The sequence below is a fragment of the Thermogladius sp. 4427co genome (assembly GCF_051933805.1).
Lineage (GTDB): Archaea > Thermoproteota > Thermoprotei_A > Sulfolobales > Desulfurococcaceae > Thermogladius.
This window is the reverse complement of the sequence record NZ_CP196893.1, coordinates 365,155-386,885: the sequence shown is the minus strand read 5'-3', so window position 1 is coordinate 386,885 and position 21,731 is coordinate 365,155. Positions and strand designations below refer to the sequence as shown.

Below are 21,731 nucleotides of genomic sequence, written 5' to 3'. Positions count from 1 at the left end.
GTGAAGGACGCTTTAAGGTAAAAACTGTTTCTCAAAACTTTCCGAGGACAATGTGAAAATACCAAGAGTATAGACTATCTCTTTCAAACTTTCAGAACATCCTCGTTAATCCCCTAACGGGGTACCTATCGACTCCCTACAAACACGCGAGTATAATGCCTCAATTAGCTCAGCATACTTAAGCCCGTGGTCAGGTACTATTATTATTACGTCTCCACTCAATTGGCCTCTTATAGCTAGTTCTCTAACAGCCCTTACAATCGCTCCGGCACTAAAACCAATAAGCAAACCCTCGTTCCTAGCTATAGAGATGATTTCCTGGAAAGCTTCTTCGAGCGTAACATCGATTATTCCATCGAGTTCTGCTAGATCAACCCATTTCATCCCCGTCTCTACTCTCCTCAACCCGGGTATGAATTCTCCTCTAGCTGGCTGTACACCATAGACTCTTACGTTCTTATATTTCGATTTAAAATATATTGAGAGAGCTGCGAGATGCCCCGAGGTTCCCAAACCGCTTACAATAGATGTGATTTTTAGCCCTTTATTCAGTGTTTGGTAGTCTAGCTCTTTAGCAGTATACCTCAGGTGGGCTATTAGGTTGAGGTCGTTATTGAACTGGTCTGGATGCACAGCCCCTTCTTCTATTGCAGCACGTCTTACTTCGTCGATGATCTCTGTAGTTAACAGGTTTCTTGTTTTCACAACTTGTGAACCAAGTAGATCGAAAACGTATTCAATACACCTCTGAGCTGTCATAGGAAGGTATATTTTAGTAGAGATACCCAGGTAGTTGGCGAGGCCTGCTAGCGCGAGACCGAAGTTAGTAGATGTTGCTTCAATAACCTTCTTTTTCGCCTTAATAGACTCATTATTTAATAGGATAAACCATGCGACTCTGTCTTTTATACTCATACTGAATGGGTGGTACCATTCTAGTTTTCCCCATACTCTAATATCCCCATTGCTGAGACTCCTGAATTTCACTAGAGGAGTCGGGATATTCCGAGTGACAAGGTCTAGTATCGAATCGTATACTCTAATAGGATCTCCTTTCACATTATGGTAGAAATCTAGCTGGTCTAATGTTACACTTTCTTCTCCGAGAGGGACGAATCGAGGATAAAGAGACCACAGAGCTGTATACAATATGTCGTCTTCTACTCTGAAATCATTTCTTATCCTCAAGCCAGGACTCTTCCACATAGATAGAATATCTTTTATATAAGGAAGGGCTTCTACAATACTTACTATTCTTCCCTTTAAGCTATCTAATTCAATAAGCTGGATCCTTTCACCCATAAACCCCCAATCCCTGTTGAAAGGATTTCATACAGTAGGCATAAACTTTTTTACAAGAACCGGGCTTGTAAACTCCTTTACGAGACGCTGGGAATACCGATAAACAAACCCTATAATCCTAATTCTCTATTATCATCCCTATAATTCGGGTAGTAGAATTCTCTTATCTCTTTGATAGAGAAAAACGAGAAGAGTGCTACGGTTTTTCAAGACATTTAGTTTAGATAGTAGATTAAGGTGTTTTCTATTGTCTCTGGCTATTCTAGCCCATTATAGTAAGAAGAGTGTTCAAGAAGAAATCTACGAGTTCCTTAGAGGCAGGTGGGTTGGGCTAGAAGGTGTTGGCAAGAAATGGGTTAGGTGGGAGGGTGATAGACCGCTCGCTATCAATAAACCTTCAGACGTCTATGTCTTATTCTCGAAGTATTCAAAGATCGCTCCTCGGAGCATTTATGGGAGTATAGAGGTCTTCGGTAGGCTCGAGTCGAGGGTGGATGTTGAAGAAGGCTATGATTCAAATGTTAAACTAGCAACACCTTTCATAGATATTGACCTAGAAGGAGAGTTCGGCAAATCCTGGAGGACTGCTGTAGAAGCTATTAACACCATAGTAAGCTTCCTAGAATCTAGGAATGTTAGCGAGAGCGTTTACATCCTCTGGAGTGGTAACGGATTCCATATAAGGATCAACGAGCATGCCTTCGATAGGGTGCTCGAGGGAAAACACCCTGTTGAAGTAGCATGGGGTGTTGTAGAATACGTTTTAGAAACACTAGAGAAAGACCTTTTTAACCTAGTTAGAAACTGTGGAGGCTGTATAAAAATAGAGAATATCGTAAACCCTAAGAGAGTCTTTACAGCACCGTTGAGCTTCCACAGGGAGAAGAACAGGGTTGCGATAGCGTTGAAGCCAAGAGCTCTAGTAGAATTCGATCCTGAATGGTCGAACCCTTCTAACCCACGGCACGACCCACAGGCCTGGAGGAGTTTCAAGAAGGGTGAGGCAGACGATTTAGCTGAAGAAGCTTTTTCAAAGCTTAGAGTTTTCAGGAAGTCTAACCATATGAGGATACAGCTCGAGACTCCTAGAGAAGCAAAGCTAGGGGAGCGTGTAGATGAAGGAGATAAGATCGTTGAGAAAGCCGGGACTACCGAACCCCCTAGGATCGGGAGGTTCCAGGTAATGGGGTTATTACAGGCTGCTAGATACTATGTGTTGAAAGGGGATTTAGAGAAAGCTAAGAGCTGGGGGCTGAACAGAGCTATTTTCTACGCGTGGGCTAAATACTACGGCCCCTCCTCCCGGAGGCTATTAATGAGGATGAGAGAAGTTTACGGTAGCAGCTCTTCCTACAGGGATGAGGAACTTAAATGGGATTCTCTAGGAGGCGAGAAAGCCCAGGTTTCCCCTAGAGGCCTATACGTAATCGGAGGCGTTGAACAAACGCCTGAAGACTACGATAGGAATATCGCTAAGAAAATAGAGTTAGCAGGGATACCCTACGAGCTAGCATGGGAGAAAGCAGTAGAATACGTAAGGAGGTTCCCGGATAGGGTACTATTAGACCCTCAGGAATTCTACAAGAAGGTCTACGAGCCGGTTAGAGACAGGTTTGCTGAAATCGTGTTTAAAAGTAGAGAACAGGGTGGTGACAGACAGTAGTTCACGTTTATTAAACCATGTTGAATCCTAATATTCAAATAGGGCCCGTCGTCTAGCCTGGTATGGACGCCGCCCTCACACGGCGGAGGTCCGGGGTTCAAATCCCCGCGGGCCCACTAGTTTCATGTAGAGGATTGCCTTTCTGATTCAGCAGCCTACAATCCTGCTTAGAACGCCTATAACATATCTTTCTCTCACATCCGTGATCTTAACTATTGCCCTGCAACCGCTGTATTTATCGGATTTAACTCCTTTAACGAAAACCACGGGCCCATGTTTAACAGGGTACCCGTAGAATCTCCCATTACTATACAATAGGTAGACTTCGACTTCTTCGTTGAGAAGGTTTTTCTTAGAGGCGAGGTTGAATTCGTCGACTAGTTTTTTAAGCTCTAGTACTAGCGATTTAAGCCTATCATCTAACCTAGGTGGACCAAGCGGTTCGAAAGCCGTTCCCGGTAACGGCATGTATTTATACAGCGTTATTTTCTCGACACCTACTTTAGCAAGCTCTCTCACACCCTTGATGGTTTCAACATATACTCTATCTGACGCGAGCGGGAGGCTATGCATCAAGTAGACGTAGGGCCTTAGCCCTGCTTCCCGAAGCAATCTAGCGGCTTTAACAACATGGTCTAGGCCAATAGGCTTGCCCAACACGTCTCTATTGAATTCGTAGTCGCCTGTTTCAAGCCCTATATGTATAGTAGTCCCCCTGAGGTATTTGCCGAGCACCCTAGCTATCTCGTCGTTGACTAGGCATGCTTTAATATTCTCGATCATTAAAACCCCCTCGCCATCTCTGAAAACCTTTATATCGCTGAGGCTCGACAAGAGTCCTTCGATAGCGTCGGTATTTGGCTGTGGCTCGCAAGGGTCTGTTAAAACAGATCTCACAAGCCAGTCTCTACCATAATCTAAGAAGTCTGGAGCGCTTAAGACAATCCTTCTCGCACCGTTCTCAACGAGTTCTTCAACCTCTCTGCTGATATAGTCTATGGGTATTGACCTAGCAGGCCCAAACATATAGGGAACGCTGCAGAAACCGCATCCAGCAGGTATATTAGCCGGGCATTGAATTCTCTTCTCTAGCTCTCTGCTCCTGCATAAGAAGCATTTGATGCAACCAAGCTTTCTCAGGATAGGCCTGTAGAAATTGCTACAACCTCTAACAACCTCTACGTAATATCTGTATATTTTCACAGGATGGTATGTTAGGTCTACTCTACTCCAGTGCTTGTATCTTACGATATCGTCGACCGAGGCATGTATATGATGACTTGTTAATTTAATCGTCTTATTCGGGGTTCGAAAGGCTATGGCTGGAATGCGTTCGAAATCAATGTTTCCCAAACCTTTTTCCCCGATTTCACGTAGGAAGATAGGGAGGGGTATTTCGGCTTCACCCACTATTACTGCGTCAACGTCTGCAGCCTCCTCTAATAGCTTCTTCCACGAGAAGCTTATGGGGCCGCCGACTAGGATGAAGATATTACTATTTAGTTTTTTCAAATAGTTCGAGAGTTTTACTACAGCTCCAAGATCAGAGCTCATCGCGCTTATAAGAACAAGGTCGAACCTCCCAACTCTCACTTTATTGTTTACAACATTCTCGTATGTTACTAGTCTAACAGGTATGCCAATACTCTCTACTATGCCGGCTACTACCCTAGGCCCTGAACCTACTACATCGTAGGTCGAGTACCTAGCGCCCTCACTCCTAGCTAATGCGTCTACTACGAGAACCCTCATATACTCACTAGTGTTCTTTAAATACCCTTTATTAAGTAAGTTTAAACGGGGTAAATAATGTCGGCTGAGTCGTCGATAGCCGAGATGAATAGCATAGAATACCTGCTGTCGATGGTGAGGGATATCGAGGATATACTAGGAGGCTTATCCGAGGAATTCGATGCCTACCGGAACGGTAATGCGGCAAGGCTCTATCCAAGGATCAGGGATTTGAAGAATAGGGTTGAAGATAGCAAGGTAATGGTAATGGAATACCTTACAAGGACAGGAGAAGCACTACTCAACGCAAGGTCTTATACAACGATTGCACAAGCCCTAGATAGGATTGCCCAGTTGACGGACGGGGCAGCCTACAGGCTAACCCTGCTGGAGGAAAGCCGGGTTGGGTTAGATAGTAGTATCCTGAATAGCATAAGGGAGCTAATAGAAATAGCTAAAAGGCAGGTGCAGCTGATAAGAGACTCCCTGGACAAATTAAGGCTAAACCCGAAGAAGAGCGTTCTAAACTGTAACGAGATAAGCAAGCTAGAGGCGTCAGCTGACGAACTATATAGGAGGACGACTTTCAACTTATACAAGATATATAACAATAACATACTCGCCCTAATGGTTGGGAAAGAGATTATTGATTTCATAGAGGAGATATCGGATTCCGCAAAGATAATCGGTGAGGAAATACGTTTCATAGCTCTAATGAAATCAGCGTCGATATAGGGAAGTGCGAGTCCTTCCTTCTCTACAACCGGGTTATTGTCCCAGACCCTGATTGTGCATCCGCTATATACTGGAGTTCCTTCTACGGTTCCTTCCTAGGGATTGATAAACCGCGTAGCAGGAGCGATAAAGCCCCGCTCGAGCTCTCGTTGCTCGAAGCCCTCTACCTACTCGAGAAGAAGGGTCTAAATGTATACTATAGGGGTGATAACGGGTTAACACCTCTTACAGCGGATCAATTATATAGAATAGGTATAGAGAGAGTTAATAGATTTCGCGAGCTCTACGCTGTATACAAAGATTTACGCGAGAGAGGTTTTGTTGTTAGGAGAGGTCTCAAATTCGGGTGCGACTTCCTCATTTACAGGCATGGGCCTGGTATAGACCATGCTCCTTTCGGCGTACAGGTTTTCACGAGCAAGGAGTCTGTCGACCCTATCGAGGTCGTTAGGATGGGGAGGCTCCTGCATTCTGTGAGGAAAAAGCTTATCATAGCGATCGTCGACGAGGCTCTCAAAATAAACTACATGGTGCTTAACTGGTGGAAACCTTAATAAAATGTTTTACAGCATAATATTCAAATTGTTGAACAGAGGGCTCTGGTAAAACAGTATGGTGCCTCCGTTAGCATGAGGTGTTTTTAATTGGCCTGGAGGAAAACCGAGAGAGATGATAGATTCCAGCAGAAAAAGCATGAAGAACGTCTTCTCCCAATGCCTCTAGACGATAAATGCAATCCTTTATGCCCATTGTTCAAGTGTACTAGGAACGCATTGTTTGTCGCGACAAAAACCTACCGGGGTAAGACGTTTAAAGTAGCTATGTGCCGGCTTACAGGCGGGGAGTGCATTGGTGGGGAATGCCAGTATGCCTCCTGCAAGACTAACGCTCTCCTGCCTAACGGTAAGTGTGCTAAAGCTTTAGAGAAGAAGATTAAGCCTTTGAGCGATGAAGAATTGTTTAGAGAGATAGAAGCTATCGAAGATATCGACGATAAGAGGCTTAGGAGGTAGTACTGCTACCTGTTCCCCACCTCTTGTAGAGCGAATGCTCGATCCCCAGAACGTCGAAAACCTTGCCTACTATAAATAGGATTAGGTCGTCGATTGCACGCGGGTTTATGTAGAAAGCAGGCATAGCGGGTAGAATAATCGAGCCCATCCTAGATAGTTTATATAAATTGTAGAGGTCGATCGTTGATAGCGGGGTTTCCCTAGGTACTAGCACAAGCTTGTTTCCAAGCCTCAGAACGCTGATAGCTACTCTCGTCAGAAGATTATCCTGTATACCGTTAGAAATTTTTGCTATAGTATTCATTGAAGCAGGGATTATAACCATGTCTGCCCTAACGAGGTTACTGCTACTAGCCAGCGGTGAGTCCAGGTCTTCGCTAGAATAAATTGATTCGATATCTCTTATACTCGATAAAAACCCCGGCAGGTCAACCCCTGCTTCGAGCCTAGCCACTTTGATAGCGTTCGGGGTGTAGATAACGGAAACCTCCTTATAGACTTCTTTCGCTAGTTTTACATGCTCTAATAGTTTCAGCCCGTAGAGGATCCCGCTGGCACCGCTTAAACCTACAATAAGTTTGCTATCAGACCTGCGCGGGCTCATCACATCTCAGGCCTTTCGAGCTACATCACTTCGGTTAAAGCTTATACTCTGTCTACCTATTATTAATTATGCTTTGGTCTACGGAGGTAGTATGTCTTCGAGCTATATCCCTAAAGGCATACACCCCAGGGTTTTCAATAAGATAGTATGGGAGCTGAGGTCGCTAGGATTATGGGCTGAAAGGCATTCCTATAGTATGAGGGTAATGTATAGAGATAAGTTTGTAGCCAGCCTGCATTTCTACCCGGGCTACAATATTATTGAAGGCAGGCTATACGCTGAATCGCCAGGGGTGAACGAATATTTAGCAGAGACATTAAGCAATGTTCTATCCAAGTATCTACGAGACTACAAGATCGTCTTCAGAATTATTAGATAACGATTCTCCTTGAACAAGCTTTCCTAAGCCTATTCATTATAGTCAATCCCAGCCCGCGTTCTTCGAAGCCTTCGGCAATAGCTATTCCGCAACCGAGCTGGTCGAGCTTTCTCAGTGCGTCGAAGAGATTATGGGCTATTTCGTAGAAACTCTTTCTACTACCAAGCGGGACTATTACAGCGTTTAAACCAGTATAGTACTCCTTCGTCTCCTCCGTCGCTAGTATGCACACCTTCCTGTCTTTATACTGGTCGACTAATCTAATCACGTTCCACGCTAGTTCGCTAAGGGATTGCCTGCTATAGTCAGATAATTCGATAAGTACTAGAGGCGTAGCCGGTGAATAATGCCTATACCTCATACCCGGCGCGAGGGCTTGCCCAGCCTCTTTCAAACCTCTAGCGAATTCTGGTATGACTATATTCTTCCCAATAGCCTTCTCAATTTCTTCGACAGGGTAGGCCCCGGGCCTTAACAGGGTAGGCGGGTCTGTGAGAATGTTGATGATAGTGGATTCTACGCCGTATAAGGTATCTCCCGCGTCAATAATCATATCTATTTTCGAGTAGAGGTCTCTGATCACGTGTTCCCCCTTTGTAGGGCTTGGATAGCCTGATATATTAGCGCTAGGAGCAGCTATAGGCGTCTGTGACTCGCCTATTAGTTTCAGAGCCACTGGGTGAGCAGGCATTCTAACAGCTACGGTATCTAACCCTCCGGTCGCTTCATACGGAACCTTCTCAGACTTCGGCAGTATTAGCGTGAGAGGCCCTGGCCAGAACTTCGATATCAGCTTATACGCTACCTCGGGTATACTGCTAGCTACTTCATCCAACATCTCGAGACTGTTAACATGGATTATCAAAGGGTTGTCAGGGGGCCTGCCCTTTACTTCGAAAACCCTTAGGACAGCACGTCTGTTGAATACGTCTGCGCCTAGCCCGTAAACAGTCTCGGTTGGGAATGCGACCAGCCCCCCTCTCTTTATTATCTCGGCTGCCTTCCGCACTACCTCTTCGTCGGGTCTGAAAGGGTCTACTCTAGCAATTATCGTCATAAGCACCCTCGGTGGTATAGATAATATCCTTTACACCCAATTATTCTTTCGAAGGTGTCTTGTTTGTCAAACAAGGATAGGCTTTCTACAGGGGTGCCGGGTATAGACAGTATACTGAAAGGAGGTATCCCGAAAGGTTTCACCGTAGCTGTTGTAGGAGAGCCTGGGACTGGTAAAACAATTTTCTCCCTACATTTCATAAACGCTGGGCTAGCGAACGGAGAGAAAGCTATCTATGTTACAACCGAGGAGAGCAGGGCGAGTATTATAAAACAGGCTTCGTCGCTAGGCATGAATTTTCTAGACGCTATTAACAGAGGCGATCTAGTGATAATAGACGCGTTAATGGGCGAGAGAGGTGATGCCTGGAGTCTAAGGGAGCTAGATGTAGAAGAACTCGTTAATATGGTGATAGAAGCGAAGAAATACCTCGGCCACGGGCATACGAGGCTTGTAATCGACTCTATGAGCGCGTTCTGGTTGGATAAACCCGCTATGGCTAGGAAGTATAGTTACCATGTTAAAAGAGTCTTAAGCAGGTGGGATTTTACAACGATATTGACAAGCCAGTACGCTGTAACAACGAGCCTTGGGTTCGGATTCGGGGTTGAGCATGTTGCAGACGGCATTATCAGATTTAGGAAGAGTATTGTAGGCGGCTTTTTGAAAAGGTTTGTAATAGTAGAGAAAATGAGGCAGACTGATCACGACAAGAGGGTTTTCGAGATTGATATAGTGGATGGTAAAGGGATGGTGGTAATAGGTCCTTCCACTCTCTCGAGAGGGGATTTAGCATTACCAATGTCTGTCATAAGGAAGATTATCGAGGCAGAGCTCAAGAAAGAAATCGAGTTAGAGGGAGGCGAAGAGTTAGAAGAGTAGTCTACTCTTGTCTACAACATACTCGTAGACACTTACACCAGGCTTATACTCTTCGGGCTTTACCCCCGTAATGGATTCGAATAGCTCGCAGGCTATATCATGGGCTATTTTATGTAGTTCTTTAGAAGGTTTCTTAAATAATGCCTCCAGCTCCTCCCAGCTCCTTCCCTGCAATGCTTTAGCGATTAAAACAAGCTCTTGTAGCCTGCTGAGTTTAGGGCGTGAGTCAGGCGGGAGGGAGAAGTAGATGTTTGCCAGCTTGAACATTAAGTCGGCTGCTGCTTCAAAAGTCATAGGTCCCAGGCAGTAAACCCATAGCCTATCGACTTGTATCTGTGTCATAAGCTTTTTGTCAAGGGATTCTATGAGCGGGGCTGTGGAATCGAGCATGAGCTTAGCAACCTCGGGCTCCATATCCCTGTAGTTAACAGGTATGCTTAGCAATAGTTTTTGCTTAAACTCTCTCTCGGAGATACTTACAAATCTCGCCGCTCTATCGTTAATAGGCTTGATCACAAGAATAGTGTATTCCCCGCTGACAGGGTTTCTATCCGGGCTTATATGGATTACTTTGAAACCGTTCTTCAGCCAGAACCTTAATAACTCTTCGTTGACGCCGAATCCCGAAGCAATCCAGTCGAGGCCTTTCAATGAAGCCTCCTCGACTAATTTACTCAACCCCCAGCTACCTATTCCTTTCCCCTGGACGCTTGGATGTGTAGCTATCCTAACTATCCTCCAGCCTTTGAGCTCCCCGAACTCCCGGAGCCTAGTATGCTTCAATACCCGGTCGGGTATGATATTCCCCGGTATCCTGCCTCCTTTAAGTAGTTCTTCAATCATGCTCCCCGGTATAGGCCCTTCTTCGGCTACTTGTATCGCGCAGACTATTTTACCTGTCTCTGTTTTAACAGCCCTAATAATATGGTGGGGTGCATCAGCTAGCATACCGAGATCATCTGGCTCGTTCCTGTAGTGGGCTAGTACATAAATCCCGAAAAGCTGTCTCAGCTCCTCCTCTCCTTCCTCGCTAAACAAATACTGGGGTGTGTAAGAAACATACTTTAGCCTTTTCTCCTCGATACATTTCAAATCTTCCTCGTTTAACTCGGCAGGTTCAGCATCTAGTAGCAGTGTTTTAAAAGACCATTCTTCAACAGGATCTCCCATTCCATATCTTATAGGCTCGGTCATCTCATATTCTAGAACTTCGGTCAATTTATCGCTTTTAATCCTCCTGAGGAACCTTACCGAGAAGCCTCTTCCGGCCCCCTCATAACCGTGGATAGTAGTCGCGAACACACTCCTCTTATGAGCCTCCCATATTTTGAATAGCATTGGGACATGAATACCAGATGCTTCGTCAACAACTACTAGGTCGGCTTTTATCTTGGGTACAGCTACCGGCTCCCAATACTCTATACTGAATCTGCTCCCCCTCAATTCAATAATATCCCCGCTCTTCTTTACAGCATTATATTTAAACCCGAGGGTGTCGAGGGCTTTCATAGCCAGGGTAAAGAAGGATTGGACGCTTCCAGGCGATGGAGCAGTTACAGCGACGCGTGGTTTAGGCTTGATCTTGGATAATAAGTAGATCAACCCTACAGAACCTATTGCTACGGCACAGCTCTTACCTCTGCCTCTATCAGCTGTTACTACGAGAACCTTCCTACCCTTAGGCTTCTCATACATCTCCTCCATTAGCTTTATCACGTTAACCTGGTCTCTCGTGAGAGCTAATTCGTATAATTTCTTCGGGAACAATGTTTCTTCGGGTATTCCAAGATCCTGCGAACTCTTCCCTCCTTTATATCTTTCTCTCGTAAGGGAGAACTTTTTAATAATAGTATCAGATTCGGCATCGTATATTCCAATGCCCTCATGCTGTAAAAGCTTTCTCTTAAACCATGTTATGAACACGTGCCTTGGCTCTGGGTATTGGGGGACGGTCAAGTTTTGTTTGAAAAGGGTAAGGTAATTATCCCAGGTATCCCATTTCGGGGTTAAGAATATGACTAACCCGCCTCCTTCAACAATACCTGTGAGCCTTCCTACATCATTCGGCTTTAGGTCATGGGTTAGGTCGAGGATTAGATAGGAATATGTTTTTCCAAGGTATTTCTCGGACTTCTCGTAGACGTCGAACTCGAATTCAGTATACCTGAATGATTCAGCCTCGTTCTCGAAAACTCTCCTAGTGTTTTCGGCATCAGGGAACTCGTCGTGGTATACATACAGTCCAGTATACCTTTTCTTATCGTATCTATGCCTAACTTTCTCATGGTAGGATATTGCTCTCGCAGCTAGGAGCCCGAGTTTTGCCGGGTCGCCCCCGCTTATAACAAGTAACCCTCTTAGTTTTTTGTTGACTAAGAATTCTTCGAATTTGCCTATTGTGGCTAAAAACCTGTTGAATGAAGAAGGTATTTTTTCGTTCAACTATCCTAGTCCTCGTGTTTAACCGTATGGTGATGGGCCAAACCTCCTAGTGGTACCAGACATTCTTTTAATCTCTTTTGCAATCCTCTCATATTCTTCAATCTGCTCTCGTGTTAGGCTTGGCTTTACTACTTCAAGCGCTTTTAGGAAGTACTTCATTTCAACAGGCCTTGCCTCAAGTCTGTCTCTTAGAGCTAGCATAACCGCCTCGCGTACTACAGCAGCGATATCCGCCCCAGTATAGCCCTCGGTCAGCTTAGCTAGCTCGGCGAGATCGACATCGTTTGCTAACGGGACTTTCCTAGTGTGTACTTTGAATATCTCCAGCCTTGCCTGATAGTCTGGTGGTGGAACATATATTAGCCTATCGAATCTACCGGGTCTCAGCAGAGCAGGGTCAAGGATATCAGGTCTGTTAGTAGCAGCTATTACAACAACCTTTCTAAGCGGTTGGATACCATCCATTTCTGTTAGAAGCTGGTTTACAATCCTATCTGTAACACCGCTATCATACCTCATCCCCCTTGCGGGTGCTATAGAGTCTATTTCGTCGAAGAATATAACGCATGGAGCTACTTGTCTAGCTCTTCTGAATACTTCTCTTATAGCCTTCTCTGACTCCCCAACCCACTTGCTCAATACCTCGGGGCCTCTTATAGCTATGAAGTTAGCACCGCTCTCAGTAGCAACAGCTTTCGCTAGGAGTGTCTTACCGGTACCCGGTGGACCGTATAGTAGTATCCCCTTAGGAGGCTCTATACCCATTTTACTAATGATATCGGGGTATTTCAGAGGCCATTCAACAGCTTCTCTCAACTGCTGCTTAACGTCTTCCAGACCTCCTATATCGCTCCATCTAACCTCGGGTACTTCAACGAATACTTCACGGATTAATGTCGGCTGGACTACTTTGAGGGCTGTTAGGAAATCGTTCATCGTAACCTTTAGTTTCTCGAGCTTATCGGCTGGTATCGGCTGATTTAGATCAATGTTCTCTTCTTTAACAAATCTCCTAAGGGCTGCTAGAGCAGCTTCTTTAACCAGTGCTGCTAGGTCAGCACCAGTATAGCCGTGCGTGATCTCTGCTAGTTTATTCAAGTCGACGTCTTCAGCGAGAGGCATATTTCTAGTGTGGACTGCTAGAATCTCCCTCCTAGCTCTCTTATCTGGAGGAGGTATCTCGATCTCCCTATCGAATCTACCAGGCCTCCTGAGAGCAGGGTCGATAGCATCAGGTCTATTGGTAGCCCCTATGACAATAACTCTACCCCTCTCTTTCAGACCGTCCATTAAAGTAAGGAGCTGGGCTACAACCCTTTTCTCGACTTCTCCCGTAACCTCTTCGCGTTTAGGGGCTATGCTATCTATTTCGTCGATGAAGATTATCGCGGGAGCGTTCTGCTCTGCTTCTTTGAATACCTCTCTCAGCCTCTCCTCGGATTCTCCGTAGAATTTACTCATTATCTCTGGACCGTTGATAGCTGTGAAATAAGCACCTATTTCGTTAGCTAGCGCTTTAGCTAGGAGTGTCTTACCGGTACCCGGTGGACCGTATAGTAGTATCCCCTTAGGAGGCTCGATCCCAAGCCTATTGAAAAGCTCGGGGTGTCTGAGAGGGAGTTCTACGATCTCTCTAATCCTCTCTTTTACTTCTTCAAGGTCTCCGATATCCTCCCATGTAACCCTAGGTACTCCTCTAGTTATAGCCTCCTCTTTAACAGGCTCTTCTTTAATCACTATCTCAGTGTTCTCGGTGATGTAGACATTAGGGCTAGGCTGGGTGCTTACAACAGCCATTCTAATCTCGGTGCCGAAAAATGGGATCGAAATAACTTCGCCTCTGCTAACAGGCGTATACGGTGGTAGGAGGCGTCTGATATAATTCGGGTCTAGCCTTATATAGTAGAAACCAGTCATCTCCGATGCTAGAGGGGCTAGGACTATCCTCGTCGCAGGCTCTATTTTGACAGGCCTGATAGTAACGTACTCGTTTATCCCTACGCCGATCGAAGCCCTTATATAGCCGTCGAGTCTGATGATGTTCTTACCCGAGTCTTCAGGATAGCTCGGCAGAGCTCTGACAATGACCGAGCCTTTAGGCCCGATAACCTGGATATAATCCCCTGTCTCGATACCAATGTTTTCCATTACTTTATCATCAACTCTCGCTATCTTCCTTCCTACGTCTCTAGACCTAGCTTCTAGAACTCTTAGCTTGACCTCGCTCACTTTGCTCAAGAACCATCCTCCTCCAGTATTAATTTATCATGGGGATACCTGTTTATTAATAGATAACATGTTATTGACACGGTAAGGTTCATATTTAAACGGTAATTATCCTTATTTATATGGGAAGATCCAGGGTGTTCTATCATGGTTGAACGCGTTAAAACCGGGATACCTGGTTTCGACGAGATTTTGAACGGCGGGATACCTAAGAGGAATACCGTGTTATTGAGCGGAGGCCCTGGTACCGGCAAGACGATAATGGCTAGCCAGTATCTCTGGAACGGGCTTCAGCTAGGGGAGCCGGGCGTTTATGTTGCGCTCGAGGAGCACCCGGTTCAGGTAAGGGTTAATATGAAACAGTTCGGCTGGGATGTTAAACAATACGAGCAGCAGGGTACTTTCGCAATAGTCGATGCTTTCACAGGCGGGATCGGGGAGGCTGCTAAGAGGGAGAAGTATGTTGTCAAAGACCCTACTGATGTCAACGAGCTCGTAGACGTTCTTAGAACAGCTATAAAAGACGTTAATGCTTCAAGAGTGGTGATCGATAGTGTTTCAACCCTCTACCTAACGAAGCCTGCTGTAGCAAGGAGTATTTTGATGACCCTGAAGAAAGTATTGTCTGGGACAGGGACAACATCGATCCTGGTCTCCCAGGTCTCTGTTACGGAGAGAGGGTTTGGAGGGCCGGGTGTCGAGCATGCTGCAGATGGGATTGTGAGGCTGGATCTAGACGAGATCGATGGCGAACTCGTTAGGAGCATCATAGTATGGAAGATGAGGGGTACAAGCCATAGTTTGAAGAGGCATCCCTTCGAGATAACTGATAAAGGCATAGTAATCTACCCTGATAAAACAGTTAAGATGCGTAAGTCGTCCGAGTAGAGTTTTTCTCTCACGAAGTCAAATTTATAAACCAGGCTTCTACGGATTTCTAACTCGGTAGATTCAACGGTTTATGAGTGGTTTAATGGGCGTATTTCTAGATAAACCCTTAGCCATATATAGGCACGCCTGTCCCAATTGCGGCAGGGATATAGATGATTTAAGACTCATATATAGAGCCCCTTGCAAGTCTTGTTTAAGAGATGAGGATTTCGTCGAGATAGTAAGTAGTAATAAGAACATAGATAGTCTCGATAGGTTGGAATTATTAAGGCAGTATTACGAGAGGCTGGTCAATAACAAGGATGGGGGAGGGTTAGAGAAGATTATTAGAGAAGAAGAACTCCTCAAGGAGTTCGAGGAATTCTTCGCCAAGGCGACAAAAGGCTCTAAGCCTTCTAGCGCCCAGAGGACTTGGGCTAGGAGGGTTTTAAAAGGTGTATCCTTTACTATCGTAGCACCTACAGGCATGGGTAAGACGCTATTCTCTCTAGTGATATCACTCTTCATAGTTAGTAGAGAACAAAACAGTAAAATAATACTGGGTTTCCCAACCGTAACCCTGCTCGTCCAAGCTGTTAACAGATTGAAGGAACTAGCTGGAAACGCCGGGTTAAAGGTATGCGGTAATAGTGTCGAAGGAGATTGCATCAGGATTGTTTACGTACATGGAAGATTAAGCAAAGACGAGAAAGCAAAAGCAACCCAGTTAATACAAGAAGGGAGTTTTAACATACTTTTAGCGACTAATAGATTCATTCAAGAAAATATTGAACAGCTTAGCAGGTTCAACTACAAGTTGATCATCATGGATGATGTAGACGCTGTCCTCAGGAGCAGGAAATCTGTTGCAACAGTTCTCAGACTTGTTGGTTTAACAGAAGAAGATATTGAGAAAGGTATTAGACTAGTTAAAATCATGCAGAGGCTGGCTGGCAGGATTGGCGAGGAGGAGAGAGAAGGCTTAACAAAAGAATTCGAAGAGCTCCAGAAATATATTGAAGAGGTTAGAAAGAGGATTAACACAACCCTGGTTGTAAATACTGCTACCGGTAGGCCTAGGGGTTTGTACCCGAAGCTATTTAAAGTATTCATGGGTTTCATAGCCGGCTCACGGCCTGAAGCTTTGAGGAACATAGTTGATATCTATGTAATTCCTAGTAAGAGTATAGAGGAGGAGGTTGCTAGCATAGTAGAGAAGCTTGGTGAAGGAGGCCTTGTATATGTACCGGTGGATAAAGGGGTAGAGTACGCGGAGTATCTAGCAGAGTTTTTGAGAAAGAGGGGGATTAGAGCCGAAGCCTTCCATAGTAAGAAGCCTATTAAAATACTGAGCGAATTCGAGAAAGGTAATATCGGGGTTCTCGTAGGAGTCGCAATCTACTATGGAACTCTTGTAAGAGGCATTGATATGCCTGCTAGGATTAGATACGCTGTATTCGCAGGGGTTCCAAGGCATAAGTTTAGTGCCAAGCTCGAGGATATATCGCCGTTTGATTTACTAAGGCTCCTATCGGCTGCGATAGAATTCCTCGAAGGAGATGAGAAAAAGGATGTTGAAAAAATCGTGGGCAGGCTCTCAAACAGGCTTAAGAGGATTAGCACGGGGGCACTAGCTAGGGTTAGGGAGGAATTCAAGAAGGCTGTAGCAGGCGAGCAATATGAGGAGACACCTCTTGTGAAAGATCTTATCGCAGGTCTCGAAATAGCCCGGAAGCTTATTTCTAGAGAAGATATTAAATCCAAGTTATCGGCTGCGGGCGAAGTAGCGTTTGTTGTAGAGGGGGATAAACAATACATAATGATACCCGACCATACTACTTATATACAGGCTAGTGGTAGGACAAGCAGGCTTTACCCTGGTGGTCTTACCAAGGGTTTGTCTATAATCATAGTAGACGACCAGAGGCTTTTAAGAGGTTTAGAGAGGAGGTTGAAGTGGGTTCTCGAAGACTTCCAACTGAGGGATATAAACGAGGTTAGAATAGTAGAAGTATTAGAAGAGATCGATAGGGATAGGAAGGAAGTACAAAGAGTGTTAAGAGGCGAAGTTAAGGAGAGCAAGGTTCTCCAGCTAGTTAAATCGGCTCTATTAATTGTTGAATCACCTAATAAAGCGAGGACTATATCTAGATTCTTCGGGAGGCCTTCTATAAGAGTCGTAGGAAACAATATACTAGCGTATGAAGTAGCCACAGGCAACTATGTCCTTACTATAATAGCTTCAGGCGGCCACGTATACGACCTAGTCCCAAGCAGAGAGCGAGACCTCATTTTCAAGATGCTGGAAGGCGAGAAGGTTGATAGTGAGGAAGTCTTCGGGATAAAGCATGAGGATGGTAGGTACATCCCTATCTTTACGGATATAAAAGTATGTGATGATGGCAAGCAGACAACTGAGGAGCCTGGAGAAGGGTTGGCTTGCGAGAAAATAAGGCTTAGGAAACTAGATATAGTTAATATGCTTAGAGAGCTAGCTAGTGAAGTAGATATTGTCTTAATAGGGACAGACCCTGATACAGAAGGGGAGAAAATAGCCTGGGATCTAACAGTACTGCTATCACCTTACGCTAGAGAGATTAAAAGAGTTAGGTTCCACGAGATAACGAGAAAAGCGATCCTGAACGCTATCCTCAACCCCGAGGAAATAGATTTAAACATGGTTAAAGCGCAGATTGTTAGGAGACTCGACGATAGATGGGTTGGTTTCACGCTCTCCGCGATACTACAGAAGTATTTCTGGGCTATCTATTGCTCGGAGTTCATGGATAAACTCTCTAATAAAGGAATTATCAAGAGCAAAACAGATTGTTGCATACCTAACTATAATCTAAGCGCTGGACGAGTACAATCTCCTGTTTTAAAACGAATTGTTAATTTGTCTAGTGGAAATAAAAAGAAAGAAAAATTTAGGCTATTGCTAACCCTAGCGTTTGATGGTGTCGAAAGAAAAATCGAATTAAAATTAAAAGATAAGGATGTGAACGCGTATATTGCTAAACCCATTGAGAAGGAATTGGAAAAATCTACCGGTATGAAGAAACCAGAATATTATAAAGCTAGATATAGGAGAGCTTTTGAAAACCTTGCTAAGTCCCTGGTAAAAGCTATTGCTACAGATATAAAGGAGGTTAAGGAAAATATTAATCCGCCGCCACCATTCACAACAGACACGTTATTAGCCGAGGCTTCTAGACTACTAGGTTTCTCTGCTTCAAAAACAATGAATATAGCTCAAGAGCTATTCGAAATAGGTTTGATAACGTATCATAGGACTGATAGCACTAGGGTTAGCGACGCAGGTATTTCTATCGCCCGTCAATATATCGAGGAGAAATACGGGGACACTAGGTTGTTCGAGCCAAGATCTTGGGGCACAGGCGGCGCCCATGAATGTATCAGGCCTACTAGACCTATAGATGCTAATAGATTGAGAGAGCTTGTAAGAGAAGGAGTATTAGACTTTCCGATACAGCTCAGGAGAGAGCACTATGAACTCTATGATCTAATATTCAGGAGGTTTATAGCGAGTCAGATGAAAGCAGCAAAGGTTGTGAAACAGACTTACAAGCTGGTCTTATGTGTTAAGACAAATACTCATACCACATGCGATAAAGGCGTTGGGAAAAAGGTAGAGGTAGAGGATATTGTTGAAGTAATAGAACCAGGCTATTTAAACGAGTACAAGAACATAAGGCTTACCGAGAAGAAACTACCTTTGTCGACAATAGTTGAAATGAGCGTAAGCGATGCCAAGCTATTAAAGCTTCCTGAGCCCACTGTCCACGATATTATTCAGTGGATGAAGGAAGAAGGTATCGGTAGGCCAAGCACGTATGCTAAGATATTATCTACTCTTATCGATAGAGGCTATGTTAAGCTCGTTAACGAGAGAACGCTCATAGCACTGCCTAAGGGTATTAGGGTAGCGAAATTCCTGTATGATACAATGAAGAAATTTATAGCAGGAGAAGGTGAAAGGTGGTATAAACTACCAATGTATGGTTTAAAAGCAACAAGCGAACTCGAAGCAGAGATGGACAAAGTTGCTCTGGGTAAGAGGGATTATCAAGAGGTTTTGAACATGATATATTCCAAATTAGTAGAATTAATATACAATAATACCAGGCTCATAGAAGAGCTTAAGAAAGAATACGATGAAATAGCTAGGAAAACTTGTGAGATCAAATGAATTAAACTCCCAGATGAGGACTCGCGTAAATGATTGTAGAGATTGTAGGGGATAAGGATGTTTCTTCTAAGAGCTATATTGCTATAGCACATACTAGTGTGTACGAGGGTAATTTAAGGCTTAATCTCGAAACAGCTAGGAAAATGGTTTTCTACGCTAGCGAAAACAATGTATCGTCGTTAATATTACCATATATGCAGCCCTATGGCCCAATCAACCACCTAAACAATTACAGCCAGGCTGATGTGAGAAAATTCTACGCTTTATCGAGAGATTCAAGCTATATGAGCACGCTCGTCACAATATCCAACCATTATGGTGTAAAGATTATACTCCCGAGTTTTATCGAGAAAGTATCTTCTAAAATATACGTATCGGGAGCTTTAATATCTTGGGAAATCGAGGAGGATATTGCTGTACGCAGAAAGCTTGTTTTAAGCGATAGGGAGAAAGCAATAGGCCTATCTGCCGGTTCCAGCTTCGCTAACATAAGCGACCCCAGCCTATCATTTAATTTCGTGATAGACGAAGAGATATTTTATCCGGAGATAATGAGGTATATAACGGAAAACGGTAGCGACTTCGTAGTACTTAGCATTTCACAGATTAATCCTCCTAAAAACTACATAGAACTCTCCAAGAGCCTTGCTTTAATCTTCGGGATCTGGGTAGTTGTCCCTGGGAGTCGGTTTATTATGAGGGACGATACAGTATACGCGCTTCCTACAATAGTAATTAACCCCAGGGGAGATATCGTATACAAGTTTTACGGTCTAGAAGAAGCATTCATTGTAATACCGAGGGACCTGTTAAAATCCACCCCTAGAAACATTGGTTTAAATTCCAAATTCTTCTATAGATTCTATAAGCAGATTTACAAGAGGAGTCTCTCTCATGCAAGGACAGTTAGATAAAGTAGTGCCTGTAAAACTCAGGAGTTTAAGCGACCTTGTAAGGCTAGCAGCCGCGATATCGATCCCACAAGGTTCATCCTACATCCTGAGATTTGATTCGGGGAATAAGATTATACTCGGAATACTAGGGGTTTTCAGAGACTACTACAAGTATTATGGTGTACCAATATTCTACTACTATGTTGTCGAAGAAAACGAGGCTAGTAGTCTCCAGGATGCTAATTATGTGATAGCTTCTCTAAGCGAGGACAGGTTCGAATTCTCGAAGAACCCTAAGCCCGGGGTTACCATCCCGATAATTAGACTTGCTGAAAAACCGTTTTTCTTCCCTGAGCTATTATAACCTACCTTAATCTCACAACAAGCCTCTTACCCATTACAGACAGGTATTCTACTTCAACGCCCGGCTGTACTTTATCCCTAATCTTTTCATCGACCAGGTCCTTCTCGACTTCGAAAGTCTCGTATGTCTCGAGATCCATGACTTGAACCTTATCACCCATGTCTGCAATAACCTGACCGACTCTCTTCTCGATAATTGGTACCTCTACCTGGGTGTCCACGGGTGCTACGAGAGTCTTCTTGGATTTAGAGAATAGCCCTATTGCTACCACGTGAGCTTTCGCACTACCATGCTTACCGGTCTTAGCTCTAGACATTTCAACTATTCTACAGGGCTCGTTATCTATTACGATAAAACTGCCTACTTTCAAATTACCTAGCGTATCATACGTCTTACTCATGTAACCACCCGTACGTGTTTCAAACATATTATTCTCTTGTATGATTTAAAAGTTTCGCTAACCTAAAACCTAAGTATCCTGCTAACGCCTCTGTCAGTAACTTCGTAGAGGCCTTCTTCGAGGGTTCTCGGCCTATAGTTTCCCAAATATAGTTGTAGTGTTGAGCTAGAGACAATAATATAGTCCTCTGATTCGAATGCTATTAGCTCGTAGTACCTTGACAGGCTTTGATCATCCTCCTCAGGCTTCTTAGGATGGTAGTAGCTAGCATATAATTTCACCTGTGGACCACACAAGACTAGGAGGCTGGTATTAAGAGCGCTGTTCTCAATAGTGTACCCGGCTAAGGTCTCATAAGCATGTTTAATACACTCGTCTAACCCGTCTATCCCGCACTCTGAGATCGTTCTAGCGATGAATAACCCGGCTATATCAGAATCTACCCGTGTCCAGGGGTTTACACCTATTTTCTCCGCCAAATCCTTTTTCCTGATGCCTCCGTTGTGGGCGAAAAACACTAGGCCGCAGGGTATCTCGTACTTGAACGGGTGCGTGTACTCGACTCCGTAAGGCTCACCCCTACTTGCTTTCCTAGCATGTATTATAAAATATATAGTATCGTAAACACTCATCTTCCGTAGTATGAAGTATAGCTCGTGCAAGCTATGCGTATGGAATAAGGGTAGTATACTTCTATGGTAGATTAGAGAAGGTTTAGACCTCGCTAACCCGATCGATCCGATCCCCCACCCGTCATCGTGTGATGTGTATCCTTTAGCTACATCTCCTAAGTAGGGGTCTCTTCTGCTAGATTCTATGAAAGCGTTGAAGAAATCCTGGATGTAGCCTGCTCGAGGATTCCTTACAATACCAGCCATGATCCTACACATGGTTTCCAGCCAGAAGTCGTTATATTATAATTGGTATATGAATGTATATAATAAATCATTACAGGTGGGT

At 44.3% G+C, this 21,731-nt stretch carries 18 protein-coding genes and 1 tRNA gene; 11 read left to right on the top strand and 8 right to left on the bottom strand.

Going from position 1 to position 21,731, the window contains the following annotated elements:
* Positions 1-105: 105 nt before the first annotated feature.
* The gene (locus ACSU1N_RS02070) at positions 106-1,302 is read right to left on the bottom strand and encodes a PLP-dependent cysteine synthase family protein (RefSeq protein WP_440059963.1); all 1,197 of its coding nucleotides are present in this window, start codon (positions 1,300-1,302) and stop codon (positions 106-108) included.
* Between the two features lie 247 nt (positions 1,303-1,549).
* On the opposite strand from ACSU1N_RS02070, the gene ACSU1N_RS02065 reads away from it, so the two are divergent.
* Complete coding sequence (locus tag ACSU1N_RS02065) at positions 1,550-2,965, top strand: hypothetical protein (RefSeq protein WP_440059961.1); 1,416 nt, start codon at positions 1,550-1,552, stop codon at positions 2,963-2,965.
* A 41-nt stretch (positions 2,966-3,006) separates the two neighbouring features.
* Positions 3,007-3,081 (top strand) — tRNA-Val (locus ACSU1N_RS02060).
* A 31-nt stretch (positions 3,082-3,112) separates the two neighbouring features.
* Here ACSU1N_RS02060 and ACSU1N_RS02055 read toward each other — a convergent pair.
* Positions 3,113-4,717: a B12-binding domain-containing radical SAM protein gene (locus ACSU1N_RS02055; RefSeq protein WP_440059960.1), complete on the bottom strand. Its 1,605-nt coding sequence runs from the start codon at positions 4,715-4,717 to the stop codon at positions 3,113-3,115.
* Positions 4,718-4,774: 57 nt separating this feature from the next.
* Between ACSU1N_RS02055 and ACSU1N_RS02050 the strand changes: the two genes are divergently transcribed.
* The 3 genes from ACSU1N_RS02050 to ACSU1N_RS02040 all read left to right on the top strand — a co-directional run bounded on the left by ACSU1N_RS02050 (position 4,775) and on the right by ACSU1N_RS02040 (position 6,444).
* Positions 4,775-5,431 carry a DUF47 domain-containing protein gene (locus ACSU1N_RS02050; RefSeq protein ID WP_440059959.1) on the top strand — a complete coding sequence of 219 codons (657 nt, stop codon included), beginning with the start codon at positions 4,775-4,777 and terminating at the stop codon, positions 5,429-5,431.
* Positions 5,416-5,985 (top strand): tRNA-intron lyase, encoded by a 570-nt coding sequence (gene endA / locus ACSU1N_RS02045; RefSeq protein ID WP_440060321.1) that lies wholly within the window; start codon positions 5,416-5,418, stop codon positions 5,983-5,985. Before ACSU1N_RS02050 ends, endA begins: the two co-directional genes overlap by 16 nt.
* 90 nt (positions 5,986-6,075) lie before the next feature.
* Positions 6,076-6,444: a hypothetical protein gene (locus ACSU1N_RS02040; RefSeq protein WP_440059958.1), complete on the top strand. Its 369-nt coding sequence runs from the start codon at positions 6,076-6,078 to the stop codon at positions 6,442-6,444.
* Here the strand turns inward: ACSU1N_RS02040 and ACSU1N_RS02035 are convergent.
* Entirely contained in the window at positions 6,434-7,048 is a 615-nt protein-coding gene (locus ACSU1N_RS02035) for a UbiX family flavin prenyltransferase (RefSeq protein ID WP_440059957.1), read from the bottom strand. The genes ACSU1N_RS02040 and ACSU1N_RS02035 overlap by 11 nt on opposite strands.
* 91 nt (positions 7,049-7,139) lie before the next feature.
* Between ACSU1N_RS02035 and ACSU1N_RS02030 the strand changes: the two genes are divergently transcribed.
* Positions 7,140-7,427 carry a hypothetical protein gene (locus ACSU1N_RS02030; protein WP_440059956.1) on the top strand — a complete coding sequence of 96 codons (288 nt, stop codon included), beginning with the start codon at positions 7,140-7,142 and terminating at the stop codon, positions 7,425-7,427.
* On the opposite strand, the gene ACSU1N_RS02025 is transcribed toward ACSU1N_RS02030, so the two are convergent.
* Complete coding sequence (locus tag ACSU1N_RS02025; protein WP_440059955.1) at positions 7,420-8,484, bottom strand: L-threonylcarbamoyladenylate synthase; 1,065 nt, start codon at positions 8,482-8,484, stop codon at positions 7,420-7,422. The two genes, ACSU1N_RS02030 and ACSU1N_RS02025, sit on opposite strands and share 8 nt — an antisense overlap.
* 63 nt (positions 8,485-8,547) lie before the next feature.
* On the opposite strand from ACSU1N_RS02025, the gene ACSU1N_RS02020 reads away from it, so the two are divergent.
* Entirely contained in the window at positions 8,548-9,366 is an 819-nt protein-coding gene (locus ACSU1N_RS02020; protein WP_440059954.1) for a KaiC domain-containing protein, read from the top strand.
* Here ACSU1N_RS02020 and ACSU1N_RS02015 read toward each other — a convergent pair.
* The gene (locus tag ACSU1N_RS02015; RefSeq protein ID WP_440059953.1) at positions 9,355-11,808 is read right to left on the bottom strand and encodes a tRNA(Met) cytidine acetyltransferase TmcA; all 2,454 of its coding nucleotides are present in this window, start codon (positions 11,806-11,808) and stop codon (positions 9,355-9,357) included. The two genes, ACSU1N_RS02020 and ACSU1N_RS02015, sit on opposite strands and share 12 nt — an antisense overlap.
* 18 nt (positions 11,809-11,826) lie before the next feature.
* The gene (locus ACSU1N_RS02010; protein WP_440059952.1) at positions 11,827-14,046 is read right to left on the bottom strand and encodes a CDC48 family AAA ATPase; all 2,220 of its coding nucleotides are present in this window, start codon (positions 14,044-14,046) and stop codon (positions 11,827-11,829) included.
* A gap of 135 nt (positions 14,047-14,181) precedes the next feature.
* Here ACSU1N_RS02010 and ACSU1N_RS02005 point away from each other — a divergent pair, with 135 nt between their 5' ends.
* The 4 genes from ACSU1N_RS02005 (at position 14,182) to ACSU1N_RS01990 (ending at position 20,371) form a co-directional block, all read left to right on the top strand.
* Positions 14,182-14,922, top strand: coding sequence for a KaiC domain-containing protein (locus ACSU1N_RS02005; protein ID WP_440059951.1), 741 nt, complete (start codon positions 14,182-14,184; stop codon positions 14,920-14,922).
* A gap of 73 nt (positions 14,923-14,995) precedes the next feature.
* On the top strand, positions 14,996-19,114 hold the full coding sequence (gene rgy, locus ACSU1N_RS02000; protein ID WP_440059950.1) for a reverse gyrase: 4,119 nt from the start codon (positions 14,996-14,998) through the stop codon (positions 19,112-19,114).
* Positions 19,115-19,143: 29 nt separating this feature from the next.
* Entirely contained in the window at positions 19,144-20,028 is an 885-nt protein-coding gene (locus ACSU1N_RS01995; RefSeq protein WP_440059949.1) for a carbon-nitrogen hydrolase family protein, read from the top strand.
* Complete coding sequence (locus ACSU1N_RS01990; protein WP_440059948.1) at positions 20,009-20,371, top strand: hypothetical protein; 363 nt, start codon at positions 20,009-20,011, stop codon at positions 20,369-20,371. The genes ACSU1N_RS01995 and ACSU1N_RS01990 overlap by 20 nt, the downstream gene beginning before the upstream one ends.
* Before the next feature lies 1 nt (position 20,372).
* Here the strand turns inward: ACSU1N_RS01990 and ACSU1N_RS01985 are convergent, their stop codons facing one another.
* Together ACSU1N_RS01985 and ACSU1N_RS01980 are read right to left on the bottom strand one after the other, a co-directional pair.
* On the bottom strand, positions 20,373-20,771 hold the full coding sequence (locus ACSU1N_RS01985) for a translation initiation factor IF-5A (RefSeq protein WP_440059947.1): 399 nt from the start codon (positions 20,769-20,771) through the stop codon (positions 20,373-20,375).
* 62 nt (positions 20,772-20,833) lie between these two features.
* Positions 20,834-21,649 (bottom strand): class II glutamine amidotransferase, encoded by an 816-nt coding sequence (locus ACSU1N_RS01980; RefSeq protein WP_440059946.1) that lies wholly within the window; start codon positions 21,647-21,649, stop codon positions 20,834-20,836.
* Positions 21,650-21,731: the final 82 nt, after the last annotated feature.

Bases quoted from the DNA above. Each gene is read 5' to 3' on its own strand.
- ACSU1N_RS02070 (WP_440059963.1), bottom strand. From the start codon at position 1,302: ATGGGTGAAAGGATCCAGCTTATTGAATTAGATAGCTTAAAGGGAAGA.
- ACSU1N_RS02055 (WP_440059960.1), bottom strand. From the start codon at position 4,717: ATGAGGGTTCTCGTAGTAGACGCATTAGCTAGGAGTGAGGGCGCTAGG.
- ACSU1N_RS02050 (WP_440059959.1), top strand. From the start codon at position 4,775: ATGTCGGCTGAGTCGTCGATAGCCGAGATGAATAGCATAGAATACCTG.
- ACSU1N_RS02035 (WP_440059957.1), bottom strand. From the start codon at position 7,048: ATGAGCCCGCGCAGGTCTGATAGCAAACTTATTGTAGGTTTAAGCGGT.
- ACSU1N_RS02030 (WP_440059956.1), top strand. From the start codon at position 7,140: ATGTCTTCGAGCTATATCCCTAAAGGCATACACCCCAGGGTTTTCAAT.
- ACSU1N_RS02025 (WP_440059955.1), bottom strand. From the start codon at position 8,484: ATGACGATAATTGCTAGAGTAGACCCTTTCAGACCCGACGAAGAGGTA.
- ACSU1N_RS02005 (WP_440059951.1), top strand. From the start codon at position 14,182: ATGGTTGAACGCGTTAAAACCGGGATACCTGGTTTCGACGAGATTTTG.
- rgy (WP_440059950.1), top strand. From the start codon at position 14,996: ATGAGTGGTTTAATGGGCGTATTTCTAGATAAACCCTTAGCCATATAT.
- ACSU1N_RS01995 (WP_440059949.1), top strand. From the start codon at position 19,144: ATGATTGTAGAGATTGTAGGGGATAAGGATGTTTCTTCTAAGAGCTAT.
- ACSU1N_RS01990 (WP_440059948.1), top strand. From the start codon at position 20,009: ATGCAAGGACAGTTAGATAAAGTAGTGCCTGTAAAACTCAGGAGTTTA.
- ACSU1N_RS01985 (WP_440059947.1), bottom strand. From the start codon at position 20,771: ATGAGTAAGACGTATGATACGCTAGGTAATTTGAAAGTAGGCAGTTTT.
- ACSU1N_RS01980 (WP_440059946.1), bottom strand. From the start codon at position 21,649: ATGGCTGGTATTGTAAGGAATCCTCGAGCAGGCTACATCCAGGATTTC.